The following is a 22,919-nucleotide window of genomic DNA, read 5'->3' as shown; positions in this document are numbered from 1 at the left end:
CTCCGCTAAACACGGGGGCTGCGCGGCGGACACGCCGACGTCAACGCAATGCCACGCCATTTTGCAGAACTTGACGCACACAACTCGACGGAAATCCTTCGATGTTTTCTCGTCGCGTTTCTTCCAGCACCCCTCATCCGTCTCGGCGCTGCGCGCCGATCCACCTTCTCCCACAAGGGGAGAAGGAAGAGCGCCTACGCATCCGCCTTGAACGTCTGCTTCTGGATGCCCAGCCCTTCGATACCGAGCTCGACCACGTCGCCGGGCTTGAGGAAGACCGGCGGCTTCATGCCGAGGCCGACGCCGGGCGGCGTGCCGGTCGAGATGATGTCGCCCGGGTGCAGCGACATGAACTGGCTGAGATAGGAGACGAGATAAGCGACGCCGAAGACCATGGTCTTGGTCGAGCCGTTCTGCATGGTCTTGCCGTTGACCGTCAGCCACATCGGGATGTTCTGCGGGTCCTTGATCTCGTCCTTGGTCACCAGCCACGGGCCGATCGGCCCGAACGTGTCGCAGGACTTGCCCTTGGTCCACTGGCCCTGGCGCTCGGCCTGGAAGGCGCGCTCGGAGACGTCGTGCGCGACGCAATAGCCGGCGATATAATCAAGCGCCTCGGCCTCGGTGACATACTTTGCAGTCTTGCCGATCACCACGCCGAGCTCGACCTCCCAGTCGGTCTTCACCGAGCCGCGCGGGATCAGCACGTCGTCGTTCGGCCCGACAATAGCCGAGCTTGCCTTCATGAAGATGATCGGCTCCGGCGGCACGGTGGCGCCGGTTTCGGCAGCATGGTCGGAATAGTTGAGACCGATGCAGATGAATTTGCCGGTGCCGGCGACGCAGGCGCCGATGCGTGGCTTGCCGGAAACCGCCGGTAGCGTTTTCGGATCGAGCTTCGACAATGTCTCAAGCGATGCCGGATCGAGCGTCTTGCCGGCAATGTCGGTGACATGGGCGGAGAGGTCGCGGATCGTTCCATCCGCATCGAGCAGGCCGGGGCGTTCGCTCCCCGCCTCGCCATAGCGCAGCAGTTTCATGCAGTTTTCTCCCAGTTGCGACCAGAGGCCGTTTGCAAACTCGCTCCGCTGCGGCGAATGGCGTGGGTTTCGAGAACCGGAGCGGAGCGTACTTAAAGTACGTGAGCACCGGAAGCGCAGAAAGCCGCGTCAGGCGCCCGGCGGAGTAGGGTTTTCAAATGGCCTCTTAGATCGACCAGCCACCGTCGATATTATAAGCCTGCCCCGACGTATAGGTGGCGCCGGCCAGATAGACGGCGAGATCGGCGATTTCCTCGGGCGTGCCGAGGCGGCCCATCGGCTGGCGGGCGATGAAGGCGGCGCGAGCTGCTTCGTAGTCGCCCTGCGCATGCATGCGGTCCTGCAGCGACGGGCTTTCGACCGTGCCCGGACAGATCGCATTGCAGCGTATGCCCTTGCCGACATAGTCGGCGGCGACCGACTTGGTCAGGCCGATGACGGCTGCCTTGGTTAGGCCATAGACGAAGCGGTTCGGCACGCCCTTGGTCGAACTGGCCAGCGACGCCATGTTGATGATCGAGCCGTCGCCGCGCTCCAGCATGCCGGGCAGCACGGCGCGGATGGCGCGGATCATCGAGCGGACATTGAGATCATAGGCAAAGTCGAGATCGCCGTCCTTCATCTCGAGGATCGAGCCGGAATGGACGAAGCCGGCGCAGTTGAACAGCACGTCGACGGCGCCGATCTCGGCAAAAGCGGCGTTCACCGCCTCGTCGTTCAGCACGTCGAGCTTGCGGGTCTTGATACCGGGCGTCTTGCCGAGGTCGGCGAGCACCACCTCGTTAATGTCGGTGGCATGGACGACGGCGCCGGCCTTGGCGAACGCCAGCGCGCTCGCCCGGCCGATGCCTTGCGCCGCCGCCGTGACGACAACGACCTTGCCTGTCAGATCCGCCATGCTTCTCTCCTCGCCCGTCTGTGATCGTTCGGCTTTTTACCGGCATTAGGCCGGGGCGCAATGTGCCAGCCGGGCACTACCATCCCGCCTGTTTCGATATTCGCCTGCCGGCCAAATGTTTTTTCTCGGTAAAGAACATTTGTTGGCCCGTCAAGCCCGGACGTCCCTCCGGGACACTCAGTCGCCGTAGGGCACCCAGACGTTCTTGACCTCGATCGCACGGCGCAGCAAGGCATCGCCGGCTGCTTCGTTCGAGGGCCAGTCGAGGCTGTGGCCGTTGCCGGTCCAGACGCGTTTGAGATTGCCGATGGACTCGGCCTCGGCCTTGGCGCAAGTCTCGGCGTCGGCGAACACCCAGAGCCCGTCGACATCGTCATGCTTGGCCAATACGCCGGCAAGCTCGGCGCTACGGCCGGTGACGATATTGATGGCGCCTGCCGGAACGTCGGAATATTCGATGACCTGGTAGAGGTCGGTGGCAAGCAGCGGGTATTTTTCGGATGGCACTGCGACTACGGTGTTGCCCATGGCAAGCGCCGGCGCCACCAGCGAGATCAGGCCAAGCAGAGGCGCATTATCCGGCGCGATAATGCCGACGACGCCGACTGGCTCGTGCAGCGCCAATGTGACGGCGCGGGCCGGCGGCTGGTGGACGCGGGCCTCGAATTTGTCGGCCAAGCCGGCATAGAGGAAAAGGCGCTCGATCGACAGCTCGACCTCATCACGCGCCGCCTTGGCGGTCGCGCCGGTGAGCTGGGTCAAACGGGCGGCAAACTCGTCTGCGCGGCCGGAAAGGTTTTCGGCCACGTAGTAGAGTACCTGGCTGCGGTTGTAGGCGGTCGCCTCCGGCCACGACTTGCAGGCGCGCGCGGCCGCGACGGCGTCACGGATATCCTTGCGGTTGCCGAGACCGATCTCGCCGGCAAGCTTGCCCTTGGCGCTGGCGATGGCGAAGGAATAATTGCCGTCCGGCCGGACCTGCTTGCCGCCGATGAACAGCTTTGCCGTGCGGTCGATGGCGCCACCTTCCGCCTGCTCGACAGGTTGGGCCGAAGACGTTGCCGGTTTGATGATCGGGCCGAGCGGCAGTTTTGCCGAGAGATATTCGAACATGCCCTCGCGCCCGCCTTCGCGGCCAAAACCGCTCTCGCGGTAGCCGCCGAAGCCGCAGGAGGCGTCGAACATATTGGTGCCGTTGACCCAGACGACGCCGGCCTTCAATTGCGGCGCGACGTGCAGGGCAAGATTGATGTTCTCGCTCCACACCGAAGCGGCCAGGCCATAGCGTGTGTTGTTGGCGAGCTCGATCGCTTCCTCGGTGTTGCGGAAGGTCATAGTGGCGAGCACCGGCCCGAACACCTCTTCCTGCGCCAAGATGTTAGCCGGCGAAACACCGGTCGCCAGCGTTGGCAGATGGTAATAGCCCGCGGCGGGCAGTGCCGAGTCCGGCTGCCAGCAGATCGCGCCCTGCTTGGCGCCTTCGGCGATCAGGCCCTTGACGCGATCGAGCTGAGTCAAATCGACCAGCGGGCCGATATCGGTGTTCTTGTCGAGCGGACTGCCGATGCGCAGCCGGCTCATCCGCGTCTTGACCTTGGCGATGAAGGCGTCCGCGATGCCTTCTTGCACCAGAAGGCGCGAGCCGGCACAGCACACCTGGCCCTGGTTGAACCAGATGCCGTCGACCAGACCCTCGACGGCGCTGTCGAGGTCGGCATCCTCGAAAACGACGAATGCCGACTTGCCGCCAAGCTCCAGCGACAATTTTTTGCCCGAGCCGGCAGTGGCCTTGCGGATGATCTTGCCGACCTCGGACGAACCGGTGAAGGCAATCTTCTGGACGCCGGGATGGTTGACGATGGTCGCGCCCGCCTCCGGCCCGCCCTGGACGATGTTGACGACGCCCTTCGGCACGCCGGCGCGTCCGCAGATCTCGGCAAACAGGATCGCGGTGAGCGGCGTGAATTCCGCGGGTTTGAGCACCACGGTGCAGCCCGCAGCGAGCGCCGGCGCGATCTTCCAGGCGAGCATCAAGAGCGGGAAGTTCCACGGGATGATCTGGCCGACGACGCCGACGGCCTTGTGGCCGGGAAAATCCCTGTCCAGCGCCTGCGCCCAGCCGGCATGATGGATGAAATGGCGGATCGCCAGCGGCACGTCGATGTCGCGGCTTTCGCGGATCGGCTTGCCATTGTCGATCGATTCCAGCACCGCGAACAGCCGTTGGTGGCGTTGCATGGCGCGGCCGATGGCATAGAGCACTTTGGCTCGGCTGTAGCCGGTGCTGGCGCTCCATTTCGGCAGCGCTTTTGTGGCCGCCGCAACCGCCGCGTCGATCTCGGCGGCACCGGCATCCGACACCTTGGCCAGCAGCTTTCCCGAGGACGGATCGCTGGTGTCGAAGGTTTTGCCTCCGCTGGCTGCCTTCCAGTCGCCGCCGATGAACAGCGCTTTGCCGAAATCCCGCGCGGCAAGCCACGCATCGGCCTCGTTGCGCGCCTCCGGCGCCGGGCCGTATTCCATGGCGTGATAGCGTTCGAGGATGTTCATGAAGTGCTCCGAATCACGCCATCGCGTGGCGATGATTGGCCGAGTAGTGGCCGGTCAGATGATGCTCGAGCTGGCGCTCGATATCGGTCAAAAGGCTCGATGCTCCGAAGCGGAACAGCTCCGGCTCCAGCCACGGCCGGCCCAGTTCTTCTTTCATCAGCACCAGCCAATCGAGCGAGGCTTTTGCCGTGGAAATGCCACCGGCCGGCTTGAAGCCGATGAGATAGCCGGTTTCCTCGAAATAGGCGCGGATAGCGCGCACCATGGCAAGGCCGACCGGCAGCGTCGCGTTGACGCTTTCCTTGCCGGTCGAGGTCTTGATGAAATCTGCACCCGCCATCATCGCCACCATCGAGGCGAGCATGACGTTGCGCAGCGTGGCGAGGTCGCCGGTACCGAGGATCACCTTCAGATGCGCCTCGCCGCAAGCGGCGCGCATCGAGACGATCTCGTTATAGAGCTCCTGCCATTTCGCCGCGAATACCAGGCCGCGCGGGATGACGACGTCGATCTCGTCGGCGCCGTCGCGGACCGATGCTTCGATCTCTTGCAGGCGCGTCGAAAGCGGTGCAAGGCCATGCGGGAAGGCGGTCGAAACGGCGGCGACATGGACGCCGCTGCCGCGCAGCGCTTCTACGGCGGTGGCGACGAAGGGATGATAGACGCAGACCGCCGCCGGGCGGATCTTTTCACCAGTAATGCCCAGCCCCTCGACGATGTCGCGACGGAACGGGTTGACCGCCTTGGCACAGAGCCTGCGCACACGCTCTTCCGTGTCGTTCGAGTTCAGCGTCGTCAGGTCCATGCAGGCGACGGCGCGCAGCAGCCAGGCCGCCTGGTTATCGGCCTTGATCGAGCGTCTTTTGGTCAGGCTGGCGACGCGGCGTTCCAGCGCCGAGCGGTTGACGCCGCGCATCGATTCCATGAAGCCGAGATCGAGCCTCATGCCGGGATTGCGAGCAATGCCATGGGCTTGCGGCATCGGCGCATTGGCGGCGGCGCGCGCCGGCAGCGGCGTGATCTTGGACGTGCCGAGATCGGTTTCGCGGATTGTGCTGCTCATCTCCTGCCCCTTGTTCAGCGACTTATGCCGAAGATAGACCGTGAAGCAGCGCTTCACGAGTCCTTCAAGCAGTCATAGCGGAAAAAGGCGGTCAAGGCAGCCAGATTTTTGACCGCATGATCAAAATCAGGGTCTCGAACCAGTGGACGCTGAGCTGCGCGTCTCAGCCGACGAAGGCGCGCTCGACGACGAAGCTTGCCGGATGGTGCAGCGAGCCTTCCTGGAAGCCGAGGCTTTCGGCCAGTTCCTTGACGTCCTTGAGCATATGCATCGAGCCGCAGATCATGATGCGGTCGGTCTCGGGATTGAGCCTGTCGATGCCGAGATCGGTGTAGAATTTGCCCGAGCCGATCAGCGCGGTGATGCGGCCCATGCGCACGGAGGTCTCGCGCGTCGTCGAATTATACAGCGTGACGCGGCCGCCGGTCAGTTCGCCGATCAGCGGGTCCTTCTCCAGTGCGGCCACCAACTCCTGGCCGTAGGTGAGCTCGGCATTGTCGCGGCAGGTATGGGTCAGCACCACCTGCTCGAACTTCTCATAGGTGTCGGGATCGCGCAGCAGGCTGGCGAATGGAGCAATGCCGGTGCCGGTCGAGATCATGAACAGGCGCTTGGCCGGCGTCAGCGCGTCGACCACCAGCGTGCCCGTCGACTTCTGCCGCATGATGACGGTATCGCCGATCTCGATTTTCTGCAGCTCCGAGGTAAGCGGGCCGTCCGGCACCTTGATCGAGAAGAATTCGAGTTCGTCGTCCCAGGACGGGCTGGCGATCGAATAGGCGCGGAACACTGGCTTCTCGGCATTGGGCAGGCCGATCATGACGAATTCGCCGGAGCGGAAGCGCAGCGACTGCGGCCGGGTGATGCGGAACGAAAACAGCCGGTCGGTATAATGCTTCACCGAGACGACGGTTTCGGCATAGACATTGGCCGGTATCGGGAACTGCAACGGCCGGGCGCCGGCTGTGTTGAACGCGGATGTGGTGTTCATCAAACCTAACCTTCTGGGCCGGCTCAGCGCCGGCGCCAAATCTCCACCTGCGCGCCCGAACCGGTCAGGTTCCAGCGTGCCGTTTGCACACTCCGAAGCGGTAAGCTCTTGTGTCCGGAATTTATTAGTATACAAACGATATTTGCGTCAAGACGCCGCCGTAAAACAGCTTTCCAAACTAAGGCATGTAGGCAGTTCGGGCATTTCGGGTTTCGACAATGGGACAGAATTTTTCGGCGCGAGCGCTGGATTCGACTGGCGGCGTCGTCGCCGGCATCGATGTCGGCGGAACTTTTACCGACCTGCTTCTGATCGACGGCCGTGACGGTGGCCGGGTGCATATCGCCAAGACCCCGACCACGGTCGACAACCAGGCGTTCGGCGTCGTTGCAGCACTTGGCGCCACCGGCTTTCCGGTCGACGGCATCGACCTCATCGTGCACGGCACGACGACCACCACCAACGCGGTCCTGGAGCGCCGGCTGGCCAAGACCGGCATGATCACCACGCGCGGCTTTCGCGACGTCATCGAGCTTGGCCGGCGGACACGGCCGCAGGCCTATGGCATGACGGGCACGTTCGTCCCGATCATTCCGCGCAATCTGCGGCTCGAAGTGTCGGAGCGGGTCGAGGCCTCGGGCGCGGTGCGCATCCCGCTCGACGAGGCCGAGATGCGGACAGCGATTTCACAACTGATCGCAGCCGGCTGCGAATCCCTGGTCATCCATTTCCTGCATTCCTACGCCAACCCGGCGCATGAGCGGCGCGCCGCCGAGATAGCGGCCGAGCTTTGGCCGAACGGCTACATCACGACAGGCCACGCCCTGCTTTCGGAAGCGCGCGAATTCGAGCGCGGGGTGACCGCTTCGGTCAACGCTTCGGTGCAGCCGATCCTCGAACGCTATGTCGAACGGCTGCGCAAGGAGCTGGCTGCAAAAGGCTACGCCCGCGACTTTCTGATCATGAACGGCAATGGCGGCATGATCTCGGCCCGCTTTGTCACACGTGAGTCGGCCAAGACCGTCATGTCCGGCCCCGCTTCCGGTGTCATTGCTGCCGCCTATACCGGAAAACGCGCCGGCTTCGAAAATCTGGTCACCTACGACATGGGCGGCACCTCAACCGACGTGGCGCTGATCCGCAACGCCGAGCCGGCGGTGTCGAACGAGATCGAGATCGAATATGCGATGCCGATCCACGTGCCGATGGTGGCGGTGCATACGGTCGGCGCCGGCGGCGGCTCGATCGCCCGCGTCGATGCGGCCGGCCTGATCCAGATCGGCCCGGAAAGCGCCGGCGCCAATCCCGGGCCAATCTGCTACGGACGCGGCGGCTTGGAGCCGACCATCACCGACGCCAATCTGGTGCTCGGCAGGCTGGCGCCGAAGAAGCTGCTCGCGGTGGAAAACCCGGTCACCGTCGAGCGGGTCACCGGTATATTCGAGGACAGGATCGGCCGCGCCACAGGCTTGTCCGGCGTCGAGGCGGCGGGTGCGGTGCTGCGGCTCGGTAACGTGAAAATGGCTGGCGCCATCCGCATGGTCTCGGTGTCGCGCGGCCACGACCCGCGCGATTTCGCGCTGTTCGCCTTCGGCGGCGCCGGGCCGCTGCATGCGACGGCATTGGCGCGCGAACTAGGCCTGCCGAAAGTGCTGGTGCCGGCGCGGCCGGGCATCACCAATGCTCTCGGCTGCGTCGTCGCCGATCTGCGCCATGATTTCGTCAACACGGTCAACCAGCCGGTGGCCAGTCTCGATGAAACCCGACTCCACGAGACATTGGAACGGCACCGAAACGAAGGCGAGGAGCTGATCGGCAAGGAAGCGGTGAAGCCGGAAGCAATCCGTATCACGCATTCCGCCGACATGCAGTTCGTCGGCCAGACGCATATCATCAACGTGCCGCTGCCGTCGTCTGCGGTGACACGCGAGGTACTGCAGCAACTGTTCGAGAGTGCCTATTTCGCCCGCTTCAAGGTCGAGCTACCCGAGATCCGCGCCAATCTGGTCAACCTCAACACGTCGGTCACTGGCGTGCGGCCGACCATCGATCTGTCCCGGCTGATCGATCCGGCTGGGCGCGCCAAAACGCTCCAAGAGGCGCGGCGCGAGATCCGGCCTGTCTGGTATGGCGGGCGCTGGTACGACACGCCGGTCTACAGCAGAGAGAAGTTGCCGCTCGACGCAACAATCGAAGGTCCGGCGATCCTCGAACAGATGGACGCGACGACTGTGCTGGAGCCCGGCGACCGGGCGCGATCGGATGCCGACGGCAACATCATCATCGATATCGGCGAGGCCTGAGATGGAAAAACTCGACGCCATCACCCTTTCAGTCATCCAGGCGGCGCTACAGCAAGTCTGCGACGAAATGGACCTGACGTTTTCGCGCGCCGCGTTCTCGCCTGTCATCGCCGAGGCCAATGACCGTTCGGATGGCATCTATTCAGCGCTCGATGGTTCGCTGATCGCGCAAGGCAGCCAGGGCCTGCCGGTGTTCGTCGGCGTCATGCAGTATTCGACCAAAACCGTGATCGAGATGATCGCCGACGGACGCTGCCTGCCGCCCGAGCCGGGCGATATCTACATCGTCAACGATCCCTATCTCGGCGGCACCCACCTGATGGATGTGCGCTTCGCCATGCCGGTCTACCGCGACGGCAGGATATTCTGCTGGCTGTCGAACACCGGCCACTGGCCCGACATCGGCGGTTCGGTGCCGGGCGGCTTTTCCGCCTCGGCAACAGCGGTCGAGCAGGAAGGCTTGCGACTGCCGCCGGTGAAACTGTTCAAGAAGGGCGTGCTCGACCCTGAGATCTACGCCATCATCTGCTCGAACATCAGGGTTGCCGACCAGCGCATCGGCGACATCCGGGCGCAGGCGGCGGCACTGCTGATCGGTCAAGACCGACTGAACGGAATCCTGGATCGTTACGGAGATGAAACGGTCGTCGATGCGATCGCCGAACTGCGCCGCCGCGCCGCCGAACAGATGCGCGCGAACATATCAGCCATTCCCGACGGCATTTACCGGTCGCAGGCTTTTGTTGATTCCGACGGCGTGGTCAACGAGCCGCTGACTATCGCGCTGGCCGTCGAAAAACAGGGCGACACGCTCAGCTTCGACTTCTCGGGCTCATCACAGCCCTGCGCTGGGCCGATGAACAGCGTGCTGGCGACGACCTTGTCCTCGGTCTATCTCGCCATGCGGCACATTTTCCCCGATGTGCCGATCAGCGCCGGCGCCTTCGAGCCGCTGATCGTCAAGCGGCCGGAAGGCACCTTCCTCGACGCCAAATATCCGCGGCCGGTATCGGGCTGCGCGGCTGAGGTTTCGCAGCGCATCGCCGAGGCGGTGTTCGCGGCGATGGTGCAGGCCCTGCCGGACAGGGTGACGGCGGCTCCGGCTGGCTCCAGCGGCAATTTCGCGCTCGGCGGCAACGATCCGGTCCGTGGCCGCGATTATGTCATGTACCAGATCTCCGGCGGCGGCTATGGCGGCAATGCCGGTCACGACGGCCTGACCAATGGCTGCTCTACCATCGGCATCTCCAAGTCGCCGCCGGTCGAGATCATGGAGCAGGCCTTCCCGGTGCTCTACCGGCATTATGCGCTGCGCGAAGGCTCGGGCGGCGCCGGCAAGCACCGCGGCGGGTTTGGGCTCGCCTATGAGGTAGAGATCCTGCGCGGCGACGCCCGCGCCTCTTTCGTCATGGATCACGGCCGCTTCGGCCCGCAAGGCGCGCTCGGCGGCAAGGACGGCGCGGTCAACACGGTCACCGTGTTCCGCAACGGCGAGGAACATGTGCCGCAGCACCTCTCCAAGGAACAGGACATCGCGCTGAAGACAGGCGACCGCGTGCGCGTCGGCACGCCGGGCGGCGGCGGCTACGGCGATCCGTTGCAGCGCGATCCGCAATTGGTCGCTCGGGATGTCAAGCTTGGCTACTATACCGCAGAGCAAGCCAGAGACCTGTTCGGAGTCGTAGCGGATGAGCAACCCAAATCCCCTGGAGGCTGATCTCTCGTCTGAACTGGCCCACGCAGTCGAACGCGTCTATGCCGCTTTCGCGTCTTATCCATCGCCCCGCCACCTGCATGGCTCGCCGTACAAGGATTTGGAATCGATCTTTCGGGGAGTATCCAGTGGTCCGCTTCGGGAGCTCAGTGGTGAAAACCTCGGCGCCTATGCCGGATCGGCCATATGGACGGTCGGCGGCGTCGATGACTACCGGCACTTTCTGCCGAGAGTGCTTGAACTTGCCATCCAAGGCGAACCTTCGATGGGGTTCGACGCCAACGTGATTGCCGCAAAGCTCGAAAGGACCTCCTGGCGCGATTGGCCGTTGGAAGAACAGCAGGCTGTCGAGGAGCTGTTTCAGGCTGCCTGGCGAAAAGCGATGACCATGCATCCCGATGAAGGGAACGCGGTTCCCTGGCTGGAGGGCATAGTGCTTGCCGGAATGGATGTAGCAGCTGCATTAGCGGCATGGCGTGATAGCCCTTACCCCGAGGGCATGTTGCACTGTGCGGACTTGATTACCGGCAACATCAAGACACTCGATAATGGGCACGTGATCTTCAGCGAACAGGTCACCACATGGCTTCTATCCGACAGTCTCGCCTGGCACTTGTTCACCGTCGCGGTCGAGGCTCCCTTGCGCCCCGACGATCGCGAAAAGCTCGCTTGGGCCAGCGAGAGCATCGAGAACAATCTGAACTTTCTCAGAAATTAAAGGCGTTGATTGGCCGCGGTTCGCCGGTCACGCTCTGTGGTCCAGCCTCGCGACCAGCCGGTCGCCGGCCCACTGGATGCCGCAGACCAGGATGATCAGCACAATGACAACGGCGATCATGACGGACGTCTCGAAGCGCTGGTAGCCGTAGCGGATGGCGAGGTCGCCGAGACCGCCGGCGCCGATGGCACCGGCCATGGCCGAGGCGCCGATCAGCGTCACCAGCGTCACCGTGAAGCCGGCGACGATGCCGGGCAACGCTTCCGGCACCAGCACCTCGCGAATGATCGTCCAGCGGTTGCCGCCCATGGCGCGTGCTGCCTCGATCAGCCCATGGTCGACCTCGCGCAGCGACACTTCGGCGATCCGGGCATAGTAAGGCGTCGCCGCGATCGACAGCGGCACGATCGCTGCCCAGGTGCCGATCGAGGTGCCGACGATCAGCCGCGTCACCGGGATCAGCGCAACCAGCAGGATGATGAAAGGCACCGAGCGGAAGCCGTTGATGACAGCGCCAAGCGCGCGGTTCACCCACAGGTTTTCGGCGATGCCGCCGCGGTCGGTGGCGACCAGCGCCAGGCCGAGCGGCAGCCCGAAAGTCAGCGAGACGAGGCCGGAGGCGGCCGTCATCAGGATCGTTTCCCAGATTGAACGGACGAGAAGCTCAAACAGAACCGGCGACATGGCCAAGCACCTCCACCCGCGCTTGGCGGGCTTTCAAGAACGCGATCACCTCTGCCAGGTGAGCTTCATTGCTGCCGGCGACCGCCACGAACAGTGTCCCGACAGGCTGCTGCTGGACGTGATCGATGCCGCCATGCACGAGGCGGAACGAGCCGGGAACTGCCGAGGCAAGATCGGACAAAAGCGGGCTTCGCGCGGCCTCACCGGCCACGTCGATCCTGAGGATCGCCTCCACGCCGGCGTTCTGCGTTAGCTGGCTTGCGATCTCCGCCGGCAATTGCGGCCGGATGCCGCCGAGCAGGCTTTGTGTGATCGCCGATTTCGGGTCGGCAAAGACCGACCACACCGGCCCTTGCTCGACGATCCGCCCAGCGTCGATCACCGCGACCCGGTCGGCGATCGAGCGGATCACCTCCATCTCATGCGTGATCAGCAGGATGGTCAAGCCAAGCTGCCGGTTGATGTCCCTCAGCAAGGCGAGGATGGAGCGCGTCGTCTCCGGGTCGAGCGCCGAGGTCGCTTCGTCGGACAAAAGTAGCGCCGGGCGCGCCGCAAGCGCCCGGGCAATGCCGACACGCTGCTTCTGCCCGCCCGACAGCGACGCCGGATAGGCTTTCGCCTTCTCCGACAGCCCGACGAGCTCGAGCAGCTCGGCGGCGCGCGCCAGGCGTTCGGCCCTGGGCCGGCCTTCGATCTTGAGCGGCAGCGCTACGTTGTCTTCGACCGTCTTGGCGGACAGCAGGTTGAAATGCTGGAAGATCATGCCGATGCGCCGGCGCAGCGGCTGCAATTCGCGCTCGCCGAGCCGGCTGATGTCGCGGCCTTCGATGTAGACCTGTCCTGAATCCGGCCGCTCCAGGCCGTTCAGGCAGCGTATCAGCGTCGACTTGCCGGCGCCGCTGCGGCCGATGATGCCGAGGATCTCGCCCTGGCGCACGCTGAGCGACACGCCGTCCAGCGCCGCTGTCGCGCCGAAGCGGCGTTTCAGCTCGATGAGGCGCACGACATCGTTCGGTCCGGCGGAGCGGCCGCCGACGGGACGCATGACTTCGGTGACCGAGGCGAAATGCTGGTTCATGAAAGTTCCTGTATTGGTGTCCCGCAAACGCGATCGCGGTCCGCGTTGAAGCGCGGACCGCTTTACCATGCCGGGCTTCGGCGCCCAGTCGAGCTCGGCATCAATAGGCGCTGATGCCGGTTCCCTTGTAGACCCGATCGAATTCGGCCTTCACCTTTTCGTTCTGATAGGAGGCGACCAATGTCTTTACCCAGGGCTGGTTTTCATTGCCGGCCTTGACCGCGATGAAATTGCGGTAGGGATTGTCGGCCACCGCCTCCTGGGCGATGCGATTCTCCGGTGTGAGGCCGCTTTTAAGCGCCCAATCCGTGTTGACTACGGCCGCGTCGAGGTCTTCCACCGAGCGCCCGACGATGCCTGCGTCCAGCTCCTTGATGACCAAGTGCTTCGGGTTTTCGGCGATGTCGGTGGTCGTCGCCAGAATGCCGGTGCCTTCCCTGAGCTTGATCAGATGTTCGCTCTGCAGGACGCGCAGTGCGCGGCCCTCATTGGACGGGTCGTTCGGCACGCCAATGACCGCGCCTTCTGGCAGGTCGGCAATCTTCGCGTACTTCTTGGAATAAAGGCCGATCGGCCAGACCCCGGTATAGCCGACCGGGACGATGTGATAGCCCTGCGTCTTGATCTGGTTGTCGAGATAGGGCTTGTGCTGGAAGGCGTTGGCGTCGATTTCGCCACGCTCGAGCGCTTCATTCGGCTGGGTATAGTCGTTGAACACCACGGTCTCGATTGTCAGGCCCCTATCCGCCGCCTGGGCGGTGACGACGCGCCAGACGTCCTCGTCCTCGCCGCTCATGATGCCGACCTTGACCGCCGTCTTGTCCTCGGCGAGCGACGGCGCAGCAAGGCTGACAATCGCAACCGCTGATGCGAGAAGTACAGCGAGACCGGCGCGCCGGTTTATACTTGCGGAGAAAAATGAGTGCAAAGTGTTGGTGTTCCCAGACATGATCTATCCCGTCGGTTCTGAAGTCGTTGCGGCCAGGCGGAGTGCCAAGCCTTGTCGGCATCATCGGGAATGCTGACCGTCGGATCAAAGCACCGTATTTCCCGCGAGATGCGAAGCCGGGAATATTCTCTCAAAGTTTCGGGCCTGGCGAGCACAGGGCGTGCTGGGATCATGCGTTCTAGGCCAATGCTGGTTCAGAAATTGTCCGGACCTCGTCTCCGCTATGAGGCCCGCCGTGCTTCGAAACGGCGGGCCTTTCTGCGTCGGGATGTCGACAATGCTGGACGCGCCGCATGTCCCTTCAAAGCGACGCGCTTGCTCACTCGATGACCTTTACAATCCTGCGCGTGCCAGGATCGACCAGGACGGTCCGATTGTCGACGACGACATAGCGGTATTTGACGTCGGGAACCTCATGAAGCTCGACGGTATCGGGCAGGGTCGAGCCGACATTGAGCTCCACGCCGGGAAGCTGGACGGACGCCAGAGGCTGCTTTTTCACATACTCGCGTACGATCGTCTCCTGCTGCGGTTCGATGACCACGTCCTGAGCGGCAGCGGCGCCGACACCCGCAAGCAGCAAAAACCCAGCCGCGGCCGCCGAAAGATGCATTCTCATGATAGTCTCCTTTCCTCGTGAGCCACCTCTGCGCTGCGCCGCGTCATGCTGTTCGCAGCGGGGTCGCTATAGGCCGGTAACGTCATCAGGTGGAGCTTGTTCCGCCACTCGGATCGCTTGCCGTTTCCCTCCATTAGTTTGGAACAAAGTTTTTTAGACGCAGTTTTGCGGGGTGAAGGGACGCGTTTTCCAAGGAGATCTCTCATGAAAGGCGTTCTGATCACCAGCATGTTAGCAATCAGCGTCAGCTGCGGGGCCGCACTTGCCCAGATGCAGCAGTCGACCGACGATCAGTCCGGCGCCAATTGTGCAGCCGGCACTGCCAATTGCCAGAACGGCGCCAAGATGGGCGAGCAGGCTCAGGGCAAGGCCGGCGCCACCACTGATCAACAGGCGCAGGGCAAACCGAAGCTGAAGACCGGCGAGCAGGCTCAGGGCAAGGCTGGCGCTACGACTGAGCAGCAGGCCACGGGCAACACGAAGATGAAGACTGAAGAGCAGGCCCAAGGCAAGGCTGGCGCCACGACTGACCAGCAGGCCACGGGCAACACGAAGATGAAGACCGAGGAGCAAGCCCAGGGCAAGGCTGGAACCACCACCACCGAGCAGGCTCAGGGCAGCTCCAAGATGCAGACCGAAGAGCAGGCTCAGGGTAAGGCTGGGACCACGACCACAAACCAGGCTCAGAGCAATACTTCTACCCAGCAGGACCAGAGTTCGACCGCTTCCATCAGCAATGTGACCGTTGAGCAGAAGACAGAGATCACTCAGGTCATCAAGGAGACGAACGTCCAACCCGTTTCCAACGTCGATTTCGACATCTCCGTCGGTGTCGAGGTCCCGCGAAAGAAGGTCCGGCTGCATCGCCTGCCGGCGCGCATCGTCAAGATCGTTCCGGCTTACGAAGGCTATGAGTATTTCGTGCTCGCCGACGGCCGGATCGTCATCGTCGACCCGAATACCTACAAGATCGTGATTATCCTGACCTAGTCGTGGCCAGACGGTCTACCGTGGGTTGATTCACCAAAAAAGCCCGCCGCCCGAGCTGCGCGGCGGGCTTTTCCGTACCCAGCTCCAGCGTCTGCAAATCGCAAATCAAGGTCCGTCCTCGGGGCGAGGAGTGAGCACGGTATGATCGATGGTGTCGGGCAGGCAGGGACTGGGCAGGCAGCTTGTTCGGACTGACGCGGTGGTCATGGCATCGATATCCGTAACCAGCACCATTCTCGCGTAGTGCCGCGGCCACAGCGGCTCTCCAAACAGGACGAAGACGCCGCCAATCATCAAGGCCAGCAACATGAGTGCCGTAACATTTGCAAATATCTCGCCGTAGCGCATGAAGGCAGCCTGTCCCGTTCGGAAAGCGATTTCAGCCTGTGACAGCGGCGACCAGGACGGCGCCGAAAGCCGGCGCTACTATCCTTGACGCCCCGCGAACGCCGCCTTCCATTGGATCCTCCCCGAACAAGCCGGGTAAATAACGGCACTCTCGGTGCTTTGTTCCCGGCCGTGTGGCCGGACGACAGCCGCGTCACACAGGCCGTGTGTGGGGCGGCCTTTCGTTTGCAAAAGGCACTCTTCGCTCTCATTGATGTGCGGCAGCGAGGTCCTTGACGTGACGTTCGTGCATTTGCAGCACCGGCAGCGTCTTCTTGGCAAACTCCTTCATCGCCGGATCGTCGCCGGAATTCGCGTAAGCGGAAAACAGCGCCACCGCTTCCTTATGCGCCTGGGTCTGCATGTCGATATATTTTGATTGGAAACTGTCCCCGCTGGCCTCCTTGAGTTGGTCGAGCAGCGCTTGGTGCTTGGTGTCCAGCGACGGGCCGGCCGGCGCGGTGGCCGAAGTCGTCTGCCCCTTGCTGAGCGCCGCCTTGAAGTCCTCGCCGGCCTTGGTATGGTCCGTGACCATTTGCGCCGCGAAGGCCTTCACATCGTCAGCCGTCGCCTGCGTCTGCGCAAGTCGGCTCGATTCGATTTCAAATGTATTGGCGATGGGCACGGTCTTGACGAATGTCGCGGTGTCAACCTTGCTCATGGTGTCGGTCGTCAGCGGCGTCAGCGTCGCCGATTGGGCAAAAACAGCCAAAGGCGCGCCGGCCATCATCGCTGCCGCAGTGATGGATAGAAGCGTTTTCATGGGGGTTCTCCGAGGCTGATGTCATCCCTCCGATGGCTCAACGCGGAAGCTGCGACGAGGTTGCCTGGTCGCAGTGGCCACAGCCGCCGCGAGCCAAACAAATGATTTAAATAAAACACGCCGGCTGGGTCCTGCAAAGTGCAACGCAACCCGTAGGACCGTACGGAATCGTACAAGCTCTTTCGCTTTGCCGCAGTCTTGCTATCGTCTGCCGGGACAGATGGGTGGAGGCTTCCGTGGGGCAGATCAAGTCGCCGCTTGGAATCGGTATTGATACCGACAAAGCCGTTCATATCGTCATGGCCGACTACAATTCGGGCGACATTCTCTCGACCACTGTCGTCATAGCCGATTTGCGCAAACGCTTTCCCTGGTTCCGGCAAACCGACGAGGAACTGGTTGGCTTCATCGTTCGGGCGCTGGACGGTCGGGAGATCGCGGTCAGCTTCGACCACCGCTGCCGTTAGACGGCCGATTTTCATCACCAATGAGGCCGCGGAGCGTACGCTCCGCAGCCTCATCACAGACTATGATAAACCGGGCGCTTACTTGCCGCAGTGGTTGTCGTTCACCGTCGGCGCCATCGTGCCCGGAGACTTGCCGGTCGCGTCGGGCAGAGCCCCCTGCGGGCCTGGTGGGCAATTCCGGTCGGCATTCGAATTCGTCGTTGAGAAATCGCGAATGCTGTTGGTGATGGTCGAATCCGTGCCGGTGTCAGGGCCGCCATTATCCGGGACTACTATCGTCCGCCCGCTGCCGTCGGCAGCGGCTCCGGAGGGATCGCCGACGTTCTGGGCCATCGCTGACGTGGCCAGACCGATCGTAAGCGCCGAAGCTGCGAGAATTTTCGTGAGCATGATGCTTCTCCTTTTTACGAGGGTCGTCGCGTTGCGACTACGAAAACAACCGTTCGGGCGGGCGAAGGTTCCGACAAATTCCCCATTAATTTCAGCATGTTCTTGGGTGTTCAAGGCGGCCGCCATGCCATTCTCCGCGGGCATGCATCTGTGGACTTTTCTGACGGCCCGGCCCGGTATTTTGCTCGCCGCATGAGCGTACGCCTTACCGTCCCGCCGGAACAGGAATGCTCCTTGTGAGTTCATACCTTTGTACAATGCGACGCGCTGATGCGAATGGCGGCAGCGCAAACAAGGAGAGCAGACATCATGGGCCTTGGAACCATTCTCATCATCATCTTGGTCCTTGCCTTGCTTGGCGGCTTCAGCGGCTTGGGCGGCGGACCGTTCTATGGCACCGGCTATTACGGTGGTGGCGGCCTCGGCTTGGTGCTGCTTATCGTCATTATCCTGGTCCTGCTTGGGCGCATTTGATGCATGTCGTGCAAAAGTATGCAGCGGTTTTGTGATAACGACATGCATAAAACAGGAAGTAAGCGCGTCGCATGAGGCCGGCCAAACGCGACACGCGTTAGTGTCACGCTCGCGACAAAAACGCCTGCCGCTTGGTAACTAGCGCCGGGCGTTTTGTCGTGAAAAGACTAGATTTCCAAGATCCTTGGCAAACCGGGACCCTGGCTAGAAAGGGCGACTCGGTGCCGAACCTTTCGGCGCCGAGGACGCCACCATAGCAGCAGCTTATTGTTGGCGATCGGCGGCCAGCGCTTCTTTCAGATCGGCGTTGAGCACACCCTCGTTGAACAGCGACATGATACGGGCTGCCAACCGCTCGCGGACAGGACTGTCGTCCGCAACACCCAACTCGCGGCAGCAGTCGTCGAGCGCTTTTCTCAGCACGCTCAGTTCGGCTGGAGTTGCTGCACCTTGCATCGGCATGCCATCCTCCCTTGAAAAGGGCGAAAGCGCGAAGCGTCTTTCAAGCGTCCACTCGCCGTGCCTGTGTGGACGACTCCAATTCAATTAGCGCCGCTCTCGTCCAAACTCAATGTACGGAAATTACCAAGCAGACAGTTTGGGAACGACTGCCTTGCACCTGCATTGTTGCTGCGATCCAACCCACCCCTCATTTGGATCACTGGGCGTAGCCCACGACGCCCGAATGGAGCCCGTTGCATCCCTCGCGACGGGCTCTTTTCGAGCCCGGCGATCTCAATTGTCGTTTTCGTACCAAACCGACTTTGGTACGTTTCCAACTCTAACTTTCAGTCGGATGTTTTCGTAGGCAAGCGGCAGGAGAAACTGCCGTGCATCGATTCATTTTTTTATTTAGTAGGCTCCATACCTTTCAGTGCTTATATAAGCGTTATCGTCCGCAGGTTATACCGGGCGCGGACGGCTGGGAGATAAAAAGGCTCTTGCCCTGTTTTGGGCCCAGCTATGTCTGATCCAGCAAATTCCAATAAAAATCCGTACAAAAACAAGCTGTTGCGCCGAATGAGCGCCGGCGATTTCGCATCTCTCGAGCCGCACATCGAGCGCTGTTCGCTGGAGTTACGGCAATCGCTCGAAGTGTCCGGATCGCCGATCGAGGCCATTTATTTCCTTGAGGACGGCATCGGTTCGGTGGTTGCGAAAATGCCGAACGGCAGCGATGCGGAAGTTGGCCTTGTCGGCTTGGAAGGTATGACCGGCTCGGCCCTGATAATGGGCGACGACCGTACGGTCCATGATTGCTATGTGCAGCTGGCGGGAGAAGCTGCCAGGATCGACGCCGAGCCGTTCAAGGCGGCGCTGACGCAAAGCCCGACGCTGCGGCTGTTCTTGCTGCGCTACGTGCAATATCTGCATGTCCAGACTGGCTATACCGCGCTGGTCAACGCGCGATCGAAACTTGAAGACCGGCTGGCGCGCTGGCTTCTCATGTGTGACGATCGGGTGGATGGCGGCCGGCTGACGATCACGCACGAATTCCTGTCGATCATGCTTGGCGTAAGGCGCCCGGGTGTAACGGTCGCGTTGCAGCTGCTCGAGGGGCGAGGGCTCATCCGGTCCCGCCGCGGCGAAATTATCATCCGCGATCGCGATGGTCTCGTCGCACTGGCGGATGGCGGCTACGGCCTGGCCGAGGCCGAATATACCCGCCTGGTCGAGCATATCGGCGAGCGCTGACGGCGCTTTTCTGGCCGATTGCTGCCGTAGGTCGAAGGCCCCTGCGACACCACACGGCGGGTCGGAAAAATTTGCAAAGCTGCCGGACCGTCAGGGAACTTGTTTCCTGTCGGAGGGTTATCGGACGCCTCCACTTTGCGAGGCGGCACCAACCATTCGGGAGAGGATCATGGCGACTACGAAAAAGGCCGCGAAGGCGGCAAGCAAGGGCCTTGAGGATCTGTTCCTCGACGGGCTCAAAGACCTCTACTACGCCGAGAAGAAGATACTGAAAGCGCTGCCCAAAATGGCCAAGGGCGCGGAGTCGGAAGAAGTGACCGCCGCCTTCGAGAAACACCGCATGGAAACCGAAGGACATGTCGACCGCCTCGAGGAGGTGTTCGACAAATTCGGCAAGCCGGCCCGCGGCAAAACCTGTCCGGCGATTGACGGCATCATCGAAGAGGGCTCGGAAATGCTCGAGGAGTATAATGGTGCTCCTGCACTCGACGCCGGACTTGTCGGCGCAGCGCAGTCTGTCGAACATTACGAGATCGCTCGCTACGGCACTTTGATCGCGTGGGCGGAAGAACTTGGCAAGAGCGACGTTGTCGAGCTGCTCAGGGCAACTCTCAAGGAAGAGATCGCGACCGACGAAGCGCTTTCCAAGCTCGGCGAAAGCGGCGTCAATGAGCGCGCCATGCAGGAAGCCGCCTGATTTCAAAACCGCAACCGAGCCTTGGTTGCCAAGGCTCGGTTGGCCGCGGCGAACCGGTGAAATTCTGCATTGGTCCGTCATGAACGGTAGAGCGGGCAGCAAGCGCCTTGAAGCGGTGACTCGGGACGGACTTACTCGATCTGCTCGAACGTGCATTGCCGCGGCTGCTTGTCCGGCCGCCAGCGCAACAGCTTGGTTCCGTGCCGGAACCGGTCGCCTGTCACATGGTCGAACCGAACCTCGACCACCAGTTCAGGCTTTATCGGTTCCCATTGTCCGCTCCGCTCCGTGCTCCAGCGGCTTGGTCCGCCCGGCGCCTTGCCGGTGAAACCTGGTTTGGCCCGCAGTTTTTCCAGCCGTCTGGTCAGCGCCGCCCTGTCGTTCTTGCCGATGGTCGAAGTGAATCCGACATGATCCAGCCTGCCTTCGTTATTGTAGAGGCCAAGCAGCAGAGATCCGACTTCGTTGCTGCCGGCGAGATAGCGAAAGCCGCCGACCACGCAATCCGCAGTGCGCAGCCGCTTGACCTTGACCATGGCGCGCTCGCCGGGCCGGTATGGCTCGGCGATCAGTTTTGCAACAACACCGTCGGTCGAGCCGTGGCCGGCGCCCTGCAGCCAGCGCTCGGCGGTGGCGGCGTCGTGCGTATATTTGGACAGGTGCAGTTGGGGCCGTGCCGCCGACGCGACAAAGGCCTCAATCGCCTGCCTCCTGGTGGTGAGAGGCTCTTCGATGATGATCCTGCCGCCGGGTTCGGCCAGCATGTCGAACAGGACCAGCATGGCAGGCGTCTCGAGGCTCAACTTGCGGATCCTGCTTTCGGCGGGATGAAGGCGCATTTGCAGGGCCTCGAACGAGGACGATCCGTCGACCTCGATGACAATCTCGCCGTCGGCAACAAACCGTCGCGAGCTCACATCGCGCAGCACCGCGACCAGTTCGGGAAAATAGCGGCCAAGCCGCTTGCCCGATTTTGCACGCAGATCGACGGCATCGTCGCCCTTGAACACGAGGCAGCGAAACCCGTCCCATTTCGGCTCGTATTGCCAAAGCCTGTCGCCGCCAGGGATTGCATCGGCGGCTTTGGCTTCCATCGGACGAAGGTCGAGCGGCAACGGAAATGCGGTCATGGCTGGTCCGCGCCGCCGCTACGGCATTCGCTACCGCCGTCGGCCATTCCTCTGTGCCCCGCTTTGCCGCCTCGGCGCCTTGCGGCCGGCTTGGTCGGCTGAAGGCGACAGCGGATCGACCTCGTCGGTCCCGCCGATCTCCTTGGTGATGCGATAGGCCAGATAAGCGACGGCTCCAGCAAGCAGCAAGCGGACCATGACTGCAAATCCTTCGTTGGCGTGAACCCACCAACCCCAGGCCGAAGGTTTTGTTCCGCCGCTGCCAATCGCCGGGGTGAATCGTCGGCGGCGCAACCAAAATCCAAGCGCATCGTTTGTTGCTCATCGACGAAAAGAATTTGCGATGAAGACGCTCTTGCCCTTGTTCGCTTTGACCCTGGCGCTATTCCTGGCCAGCAGCGCTTGGCCTGACGGGTGACCGCGATGCTCCTCGTTGTTCCGGTCTGGCAGGACATCGCGGCACGACTGCTTCTGACCGCGCTCGCCGGCCTGTTGATAGGCCTCAACCGCGAGGCGCGCGGGCACGCGGCGGGGCTACGCACCACCGTGCTGGTCGGATTGGCCGCCGCCATCACAATGATCCAGGCCAGTATTCTGCTCGAGACCGTTGGCAAGCACCCGGATTCGTTTGCATCGATGGACGTCTTGCGCTTTCCGCTGGGCGTGTTGACCGGCGTCGGCTTTATCGGCGGTGGCGCCATTCTTCGCCGCGGCAATCTTGTCAGCGGCGTCACCACGGCGGCCACGTTGTGGGTGATGACGGCGATCGGATTGGCTTTCGGTGGTGGCCAATACGGCTTGGGCGCGGCCGGCACGGCGCTGACGCTGGCCACCTTGCTGGTCCTGAAATGGGTGGACCTTCGAATGTCGCGCGAACACCATGCCCAGTTGGCACTGACCTGGAAGGCCGCAGCCCGACAGGAACTCGATACGATGATCGGGCCGCTTGGCTACCGGGCACGCCTCGTCGCGATAGAGAGGCGCCCGGATCTCAAAGACCCTGTTTTCTCGTTCGAGATCAGTTGGAGGCGGCCGGACACTGGGGCACCGCCAATGGATCTGCTGGAATCGGTGGGCGAGCATTGCGAGATCCAGAAGTTTGATCTCCTCAGCGAACCTGCCCGCTAGAGCGGTTCATCGTTTCACGGAAACGCCGAAACGCTCTATCTCTTTGTTTCTGCGCAATCCCGGACGGAAAACCGTTTCACACTTTTCCTGGAATTGCTCTAGCGGCTCGCAACGATCGCGGCCTGAATCAGGCCATAGCTTCTCCACACCCCTTTCGATACCTATCTGTCGAGGCAGGACTCAAGGAGCAA

At 62.4% G+C, this 22,919-nt stretch carries 24 protein-coding genes; 9 read left to right on the top strand and 15 right to left on the bottom strand.

Annotated features, from left to right (window positions below; all coding sequences use genetic code 11):
• Positions 1-194 precede the first annotated feature (194 nt).
• The 5 genes from NKH67_RS17610 to NKH67_RS17590 form a co-directional block, all read right to left on the bottom strand.
• Entirely contained in the window at positions 195-1,040 is an 846-nt protein-coding gene (locus tag NKH67_RS17610) for a fumarylacetoacetate hydrolase family protein (RefSeq protein WP_352473101.1), read from the bottom strand.
• Positions 1,041-1,206: 166 nt separating this feature from the next.
• Entirely contained in the window at positions 1,207-1,938 is a 732-nt protein-coding gene (locus NKH67_RS17605; RefSeq protein ID WP_352473100.1) for an SDR family oxidoreductase, read from the bottom strand.
• 177 nt (positions 1,939-2,115) lie between these two features.
• Positions 2,116-4,488 (bottom strand): aldehyde dehydrogenase family protein, encoded by a 2,373-nt coding sequence (locus tag NKH67_RS17600; protein WP_352473099.1) that lies wholly within the window; start codon positions 4,486-4,488, stop codon positions 2,116-2,118.
• A gap of 13 nt (positions 4,489-4,501) precedes the next feature.
• Positions 4,502-5,551 (bottom strand): deoxyribose-phosphate aldolase, encoded by a 1,050-nt coding sequence (gene deoC / locus NKH67_RS17595; protein WP_352473098.1) that lies wholly within the window; start codon positions 5,549-5,551, stop codon positions 4,502-4,504.
• A 163-nt stretch (positions 5,552-5,714) separates the two neighbouring features.
• On the bottom strand, positions 5,715-6,542 hold the full coding sequence (locus NKH67_RS17590) for a ferredoxin--NADP reductase (protein ID WP_352473097.1): 828 nt from the start codon (positions 6,540-6,542) through the stop codon (positions 5,715-5,717).
• Positions 6,543-6,760: 218 nt separating this feature from the next.
• On the opposite strand from NKH67_RS17590, the gene NKH67_RS17585 reads away from it, so the two are divergent.
• Genes NKH67_RS17585 through NKH67_RS17575 form a run of 3 tightly spaced genes read left to right on the top strand, consistent with a single transcriptional unit; the run spans position 6,761 to position 11,277 of the window.
• Positions 6,761-8,845: a hydantoinase/oxoprolinase family protein gene (locus NKH67_RS17585; protein WP_352473096.1), complete on the top strand. Its 2,085-nt coding sequence runs from the start codon at positions 6,761-6,763 to the stop codon at positions 8,843-8,845.
• A 1-nt stretch (position 8,846) separates the two neighbouring features.
• Positions 8,847-10,562: a hydantoinase B/oxoprolinase family protein gene (locus NKH67_RS17580; protein WP_352473095.1), complete on the top strand. Its 1,716-nt coding sequence runs from the start codon at positions 8,847-8,849 to the stop codon at positions 10,560-10,562.
• A complete protein-coding gene (locus NKH67_RS17575) occupies positions 10,534-11,277 on the top strand; it encodes a hypothetical protein (protein WP_352473094.1) in 744 nt (247 codons plus the stop codon). Before NKH67_RS17580 ends, NKH67_RS17575 begins: the two co-directional genes overlap by 29 nt.
• A 27-nt stretch (positions 11,278-11,304) precedes the next feature.
• On the opposite strand, the gene NKH67_RS17570 is transcribed toward NKH67_RS17575, so the two are convergent.
• The 4 genes from NKH67_RS17570 to NKH67_RS17555 form a co-directional block, all read right to left on the bottom strand.
• Positions 11,305-11,961, bottom strand: a complete 657-nt coding sequence (locus NKH67_RS17570; protein WP_352473093.1) for a methionine ABC transporter permease — start codon at positions 11,959-11,961, stop codon at positions 11,305-11,307.
• Positions 11,942-13,039 carry a methionine ABC transporter ATP-binding protein gene (locus NKH67_RS17565; RefSeq protein ID WP_502893761.1) on the bottom strand — a complete coding sequence of 366 codons (1,098 nt, stop codon included), beginning with the start codon at positions 13,037-13,039 and terminating at the stop codon, positions 11,942-11,944. Before NKH67_RS17565 ends, NKH67_RS17570 begins: the two co-directional genes overlap by 20 nt.
• Before the next feature lie 100 nt (positions 13,040-13,139).
• A complete protein-coding gene (locus NKH67_RS17560) occupies positions 13,140-13,988 on the bottom strand; it encodes a MetQ/NlpA family lipoprotein (protein ID WP_352473092.1) in 849 nt (282 codons plus the stop codon).
• 319 nt (positions 13,989-14,307) lie between these two features.
• On the bottom strand, positions 14,308-14,607 hold the full coding sequence (locus NKH67_RS17555; RefSeq protein WP_352473090.1) for a DUF1236 domain-containing protein: 300 nt from the start codon (positions 14,605-14,607) through the stop codon (positions 14,308-14,310).
• A gap of 204 nt (positions 14,608-14,811) precedes the next feature.
• Between NKH67_RS17555 and NKH67_RS17550 the strand changes: the two genes are divergently transcribed.
• Positions 14,812-15,597, top strand: a complete 786-nt coding sequence (locus NKH67_RS17550; protein WP_352473089.1) for a DUF1236 domain-containing protein — start codon at positions 14,812-14,814, stop codon at positions 15,595-15,597.
• Positions 15,598-15,702: 105 nt separating this feature from the next.
• Here the strand turns inward: NKH67_RS17550 and NKH67_RS17545 are convergent, their stop codons facing one another.
• Positions 15,703-15,945: a polymerase gene (locus tag NKH67_RS17545; protein WP_352473088.1), complete on the bottom strand. Its 243-nt coding sequence runs from the start codon at positions 15,943-15,945 to the stop codon at positions 15,703-15,705.
• 247 nt (positions 15,946-16,192) lie between these two features.
• Positions 16,193-16,747: a DUF4142 domain-containing protein gene (locus NKH67_RS17540; RefSeq protein WP_352473087.1), complete on the bottom strand. Its 555-nt coding sequence runs from the start codon at positions 16,745-16,747 to the stop codon at positions 16,193-16,195.
• 236 nt (positions 16,748-16,983) lie between these two features.
• Between NKH67_RS17540 and NKH67_RS17535 the strand changes: the two genes are divergently transcribed.
• Positions 16,984-17,214: a hypothetical protein gene (locus tag NKH67_RS17535; RefSeq protein WP_352473085.1), complete on the top strand. Its 231-nt coding sequence runs from the start codon at positions 16,984-16,986 to the stop codon at positions 17,212-17,214.
• Between the two features lie 78 nt (positions 17,215-17,292).
• On the opposite strand, the gene NKH67_RS17530 is transcribed toward NKH67_RS17535, so the two are convergent.
• Positions 17,293-17,730, bottom strand: a complete 438-nt coding sequence (locus NKH67_RS17530; protein ID WP_352501156.1) for a hypothetical protein — start codon at positions 17,728-17,730, stop codon at positions 17,293-17,295.
• 183 nt (positions 17,731-17,913) lie between these two features.
• Between NKH67_RS17530 and NKH67_RS17525 the strand changes: the two genes are divergently transcribed.
• On the top strand, positions 17,914-18,078 hold the full coding sequence (locus NKH67_RS17525) for a DUF3309 family protein (protein ID WP_023677107.1): 165 nt from the start codon (positions 17,914-17,916) through the stop codon (positions 18,076-18,078).
• 264 nt (positions 18,079-18,342) lie between these two features.
• On the opposite strand, the gene NKH67_RS17520 is transcribed toward NKH67_RS17525, so the two are convergent.
• A complete protein-coding gene (locus tag NKH67_RS17520) occupies positions 18,343-18,540 on the bottom strand; it encodes a hypothetical protein (RefSeq protein ID WP_352449586.1) in 198 nt (65 codons plus the stop codon).
• Positions 18,541-19,041: 501 nt separating this feature from the next.
• Between NKH67_RS17520 and NKH67_RS17515 the strand changes: the two genes are divergently transcribed.
• Positions 19,042-19,773 carry a Crp/Fnr family transcriptional regulator gene (locus tag NKH67_RS17515; RefSeq protein ID WP_352473082.1) on the top strand — a complete coding sequence of 244 codons (732 nt, stop codon included), beginning with the start codon at positions 19,042-19,044 and terminating at the stop codon, positions 19,771-19,773.
• A 169-nt stretch (positions 19,774-19,942) separates the two neighbouring features.
• Complete coding sequence (locus NKH67_RS17510; protein WP_352473081.1) at positions 19,943-20,470, top strand: YciE/YciF ferroxidase family protein; 528 nt, start codon at positions 19,943-19,945, stop codon at positions 20,468-20,470.
• A 131-nt stretch (positions 20,471-20,601) separates the two neighbouring features.
• Here the strand turns inward: NKH67_RS17510 and NKH67_RS17505 are convergent, their stop codons facing one another.
• Positions 20,602-21,600, bottom strand: coding sequence for an ATP-dependent DNA ligase (locus NKH67_RS17505; protein WP_352473080.1), 999 nt, complete (start codon positions 21,598-21,600; stop codon positions 20,602-20,604).
• A 30-nt stretch (positions 21,601-21,630) separates the two neighbouring features.
• A complete protein-coding gene (locus NKH67_RS17500) occupies positions 21,631-21,798 on the bottom strand; it encodes a hypothetical protein (RefSeq protein ID WP_352473079.1) in 168 nt (55 codons plus the stop codon).
• A gap of 225 nt (positions 21,799-22,023) precedes the next feature.
• On the opposite strand from NKH67_RS17500, the gene NKH67_RS17495 reads away from it, so the two are divergent.
• Positions 22,024-22,728, top strand: a complete 705-nt coding sequence (locus NKH67_RS17495) for an MgtC/SapB family protein (protein WP_352473102.1) — start codon at positions 22,024-22,026, stop codon at positions 22,726-22,728.
• The last annotated feature ends 191 nt before the right edge of the window (positions 22,729-22,919 follow it).

The organism is Mesorhizobium sp. M0968 (assembly GCF_040319065.1).
Taxonomy (GTDB): Bacteria; Pseudomonadota; Alphaproteobacteria; order Rhizobiales; family Rhizobiaceae; genus Mesorhizobium.
This window is presented reverse-complemented; position numbering and strand designations above follow the sequence as displayed.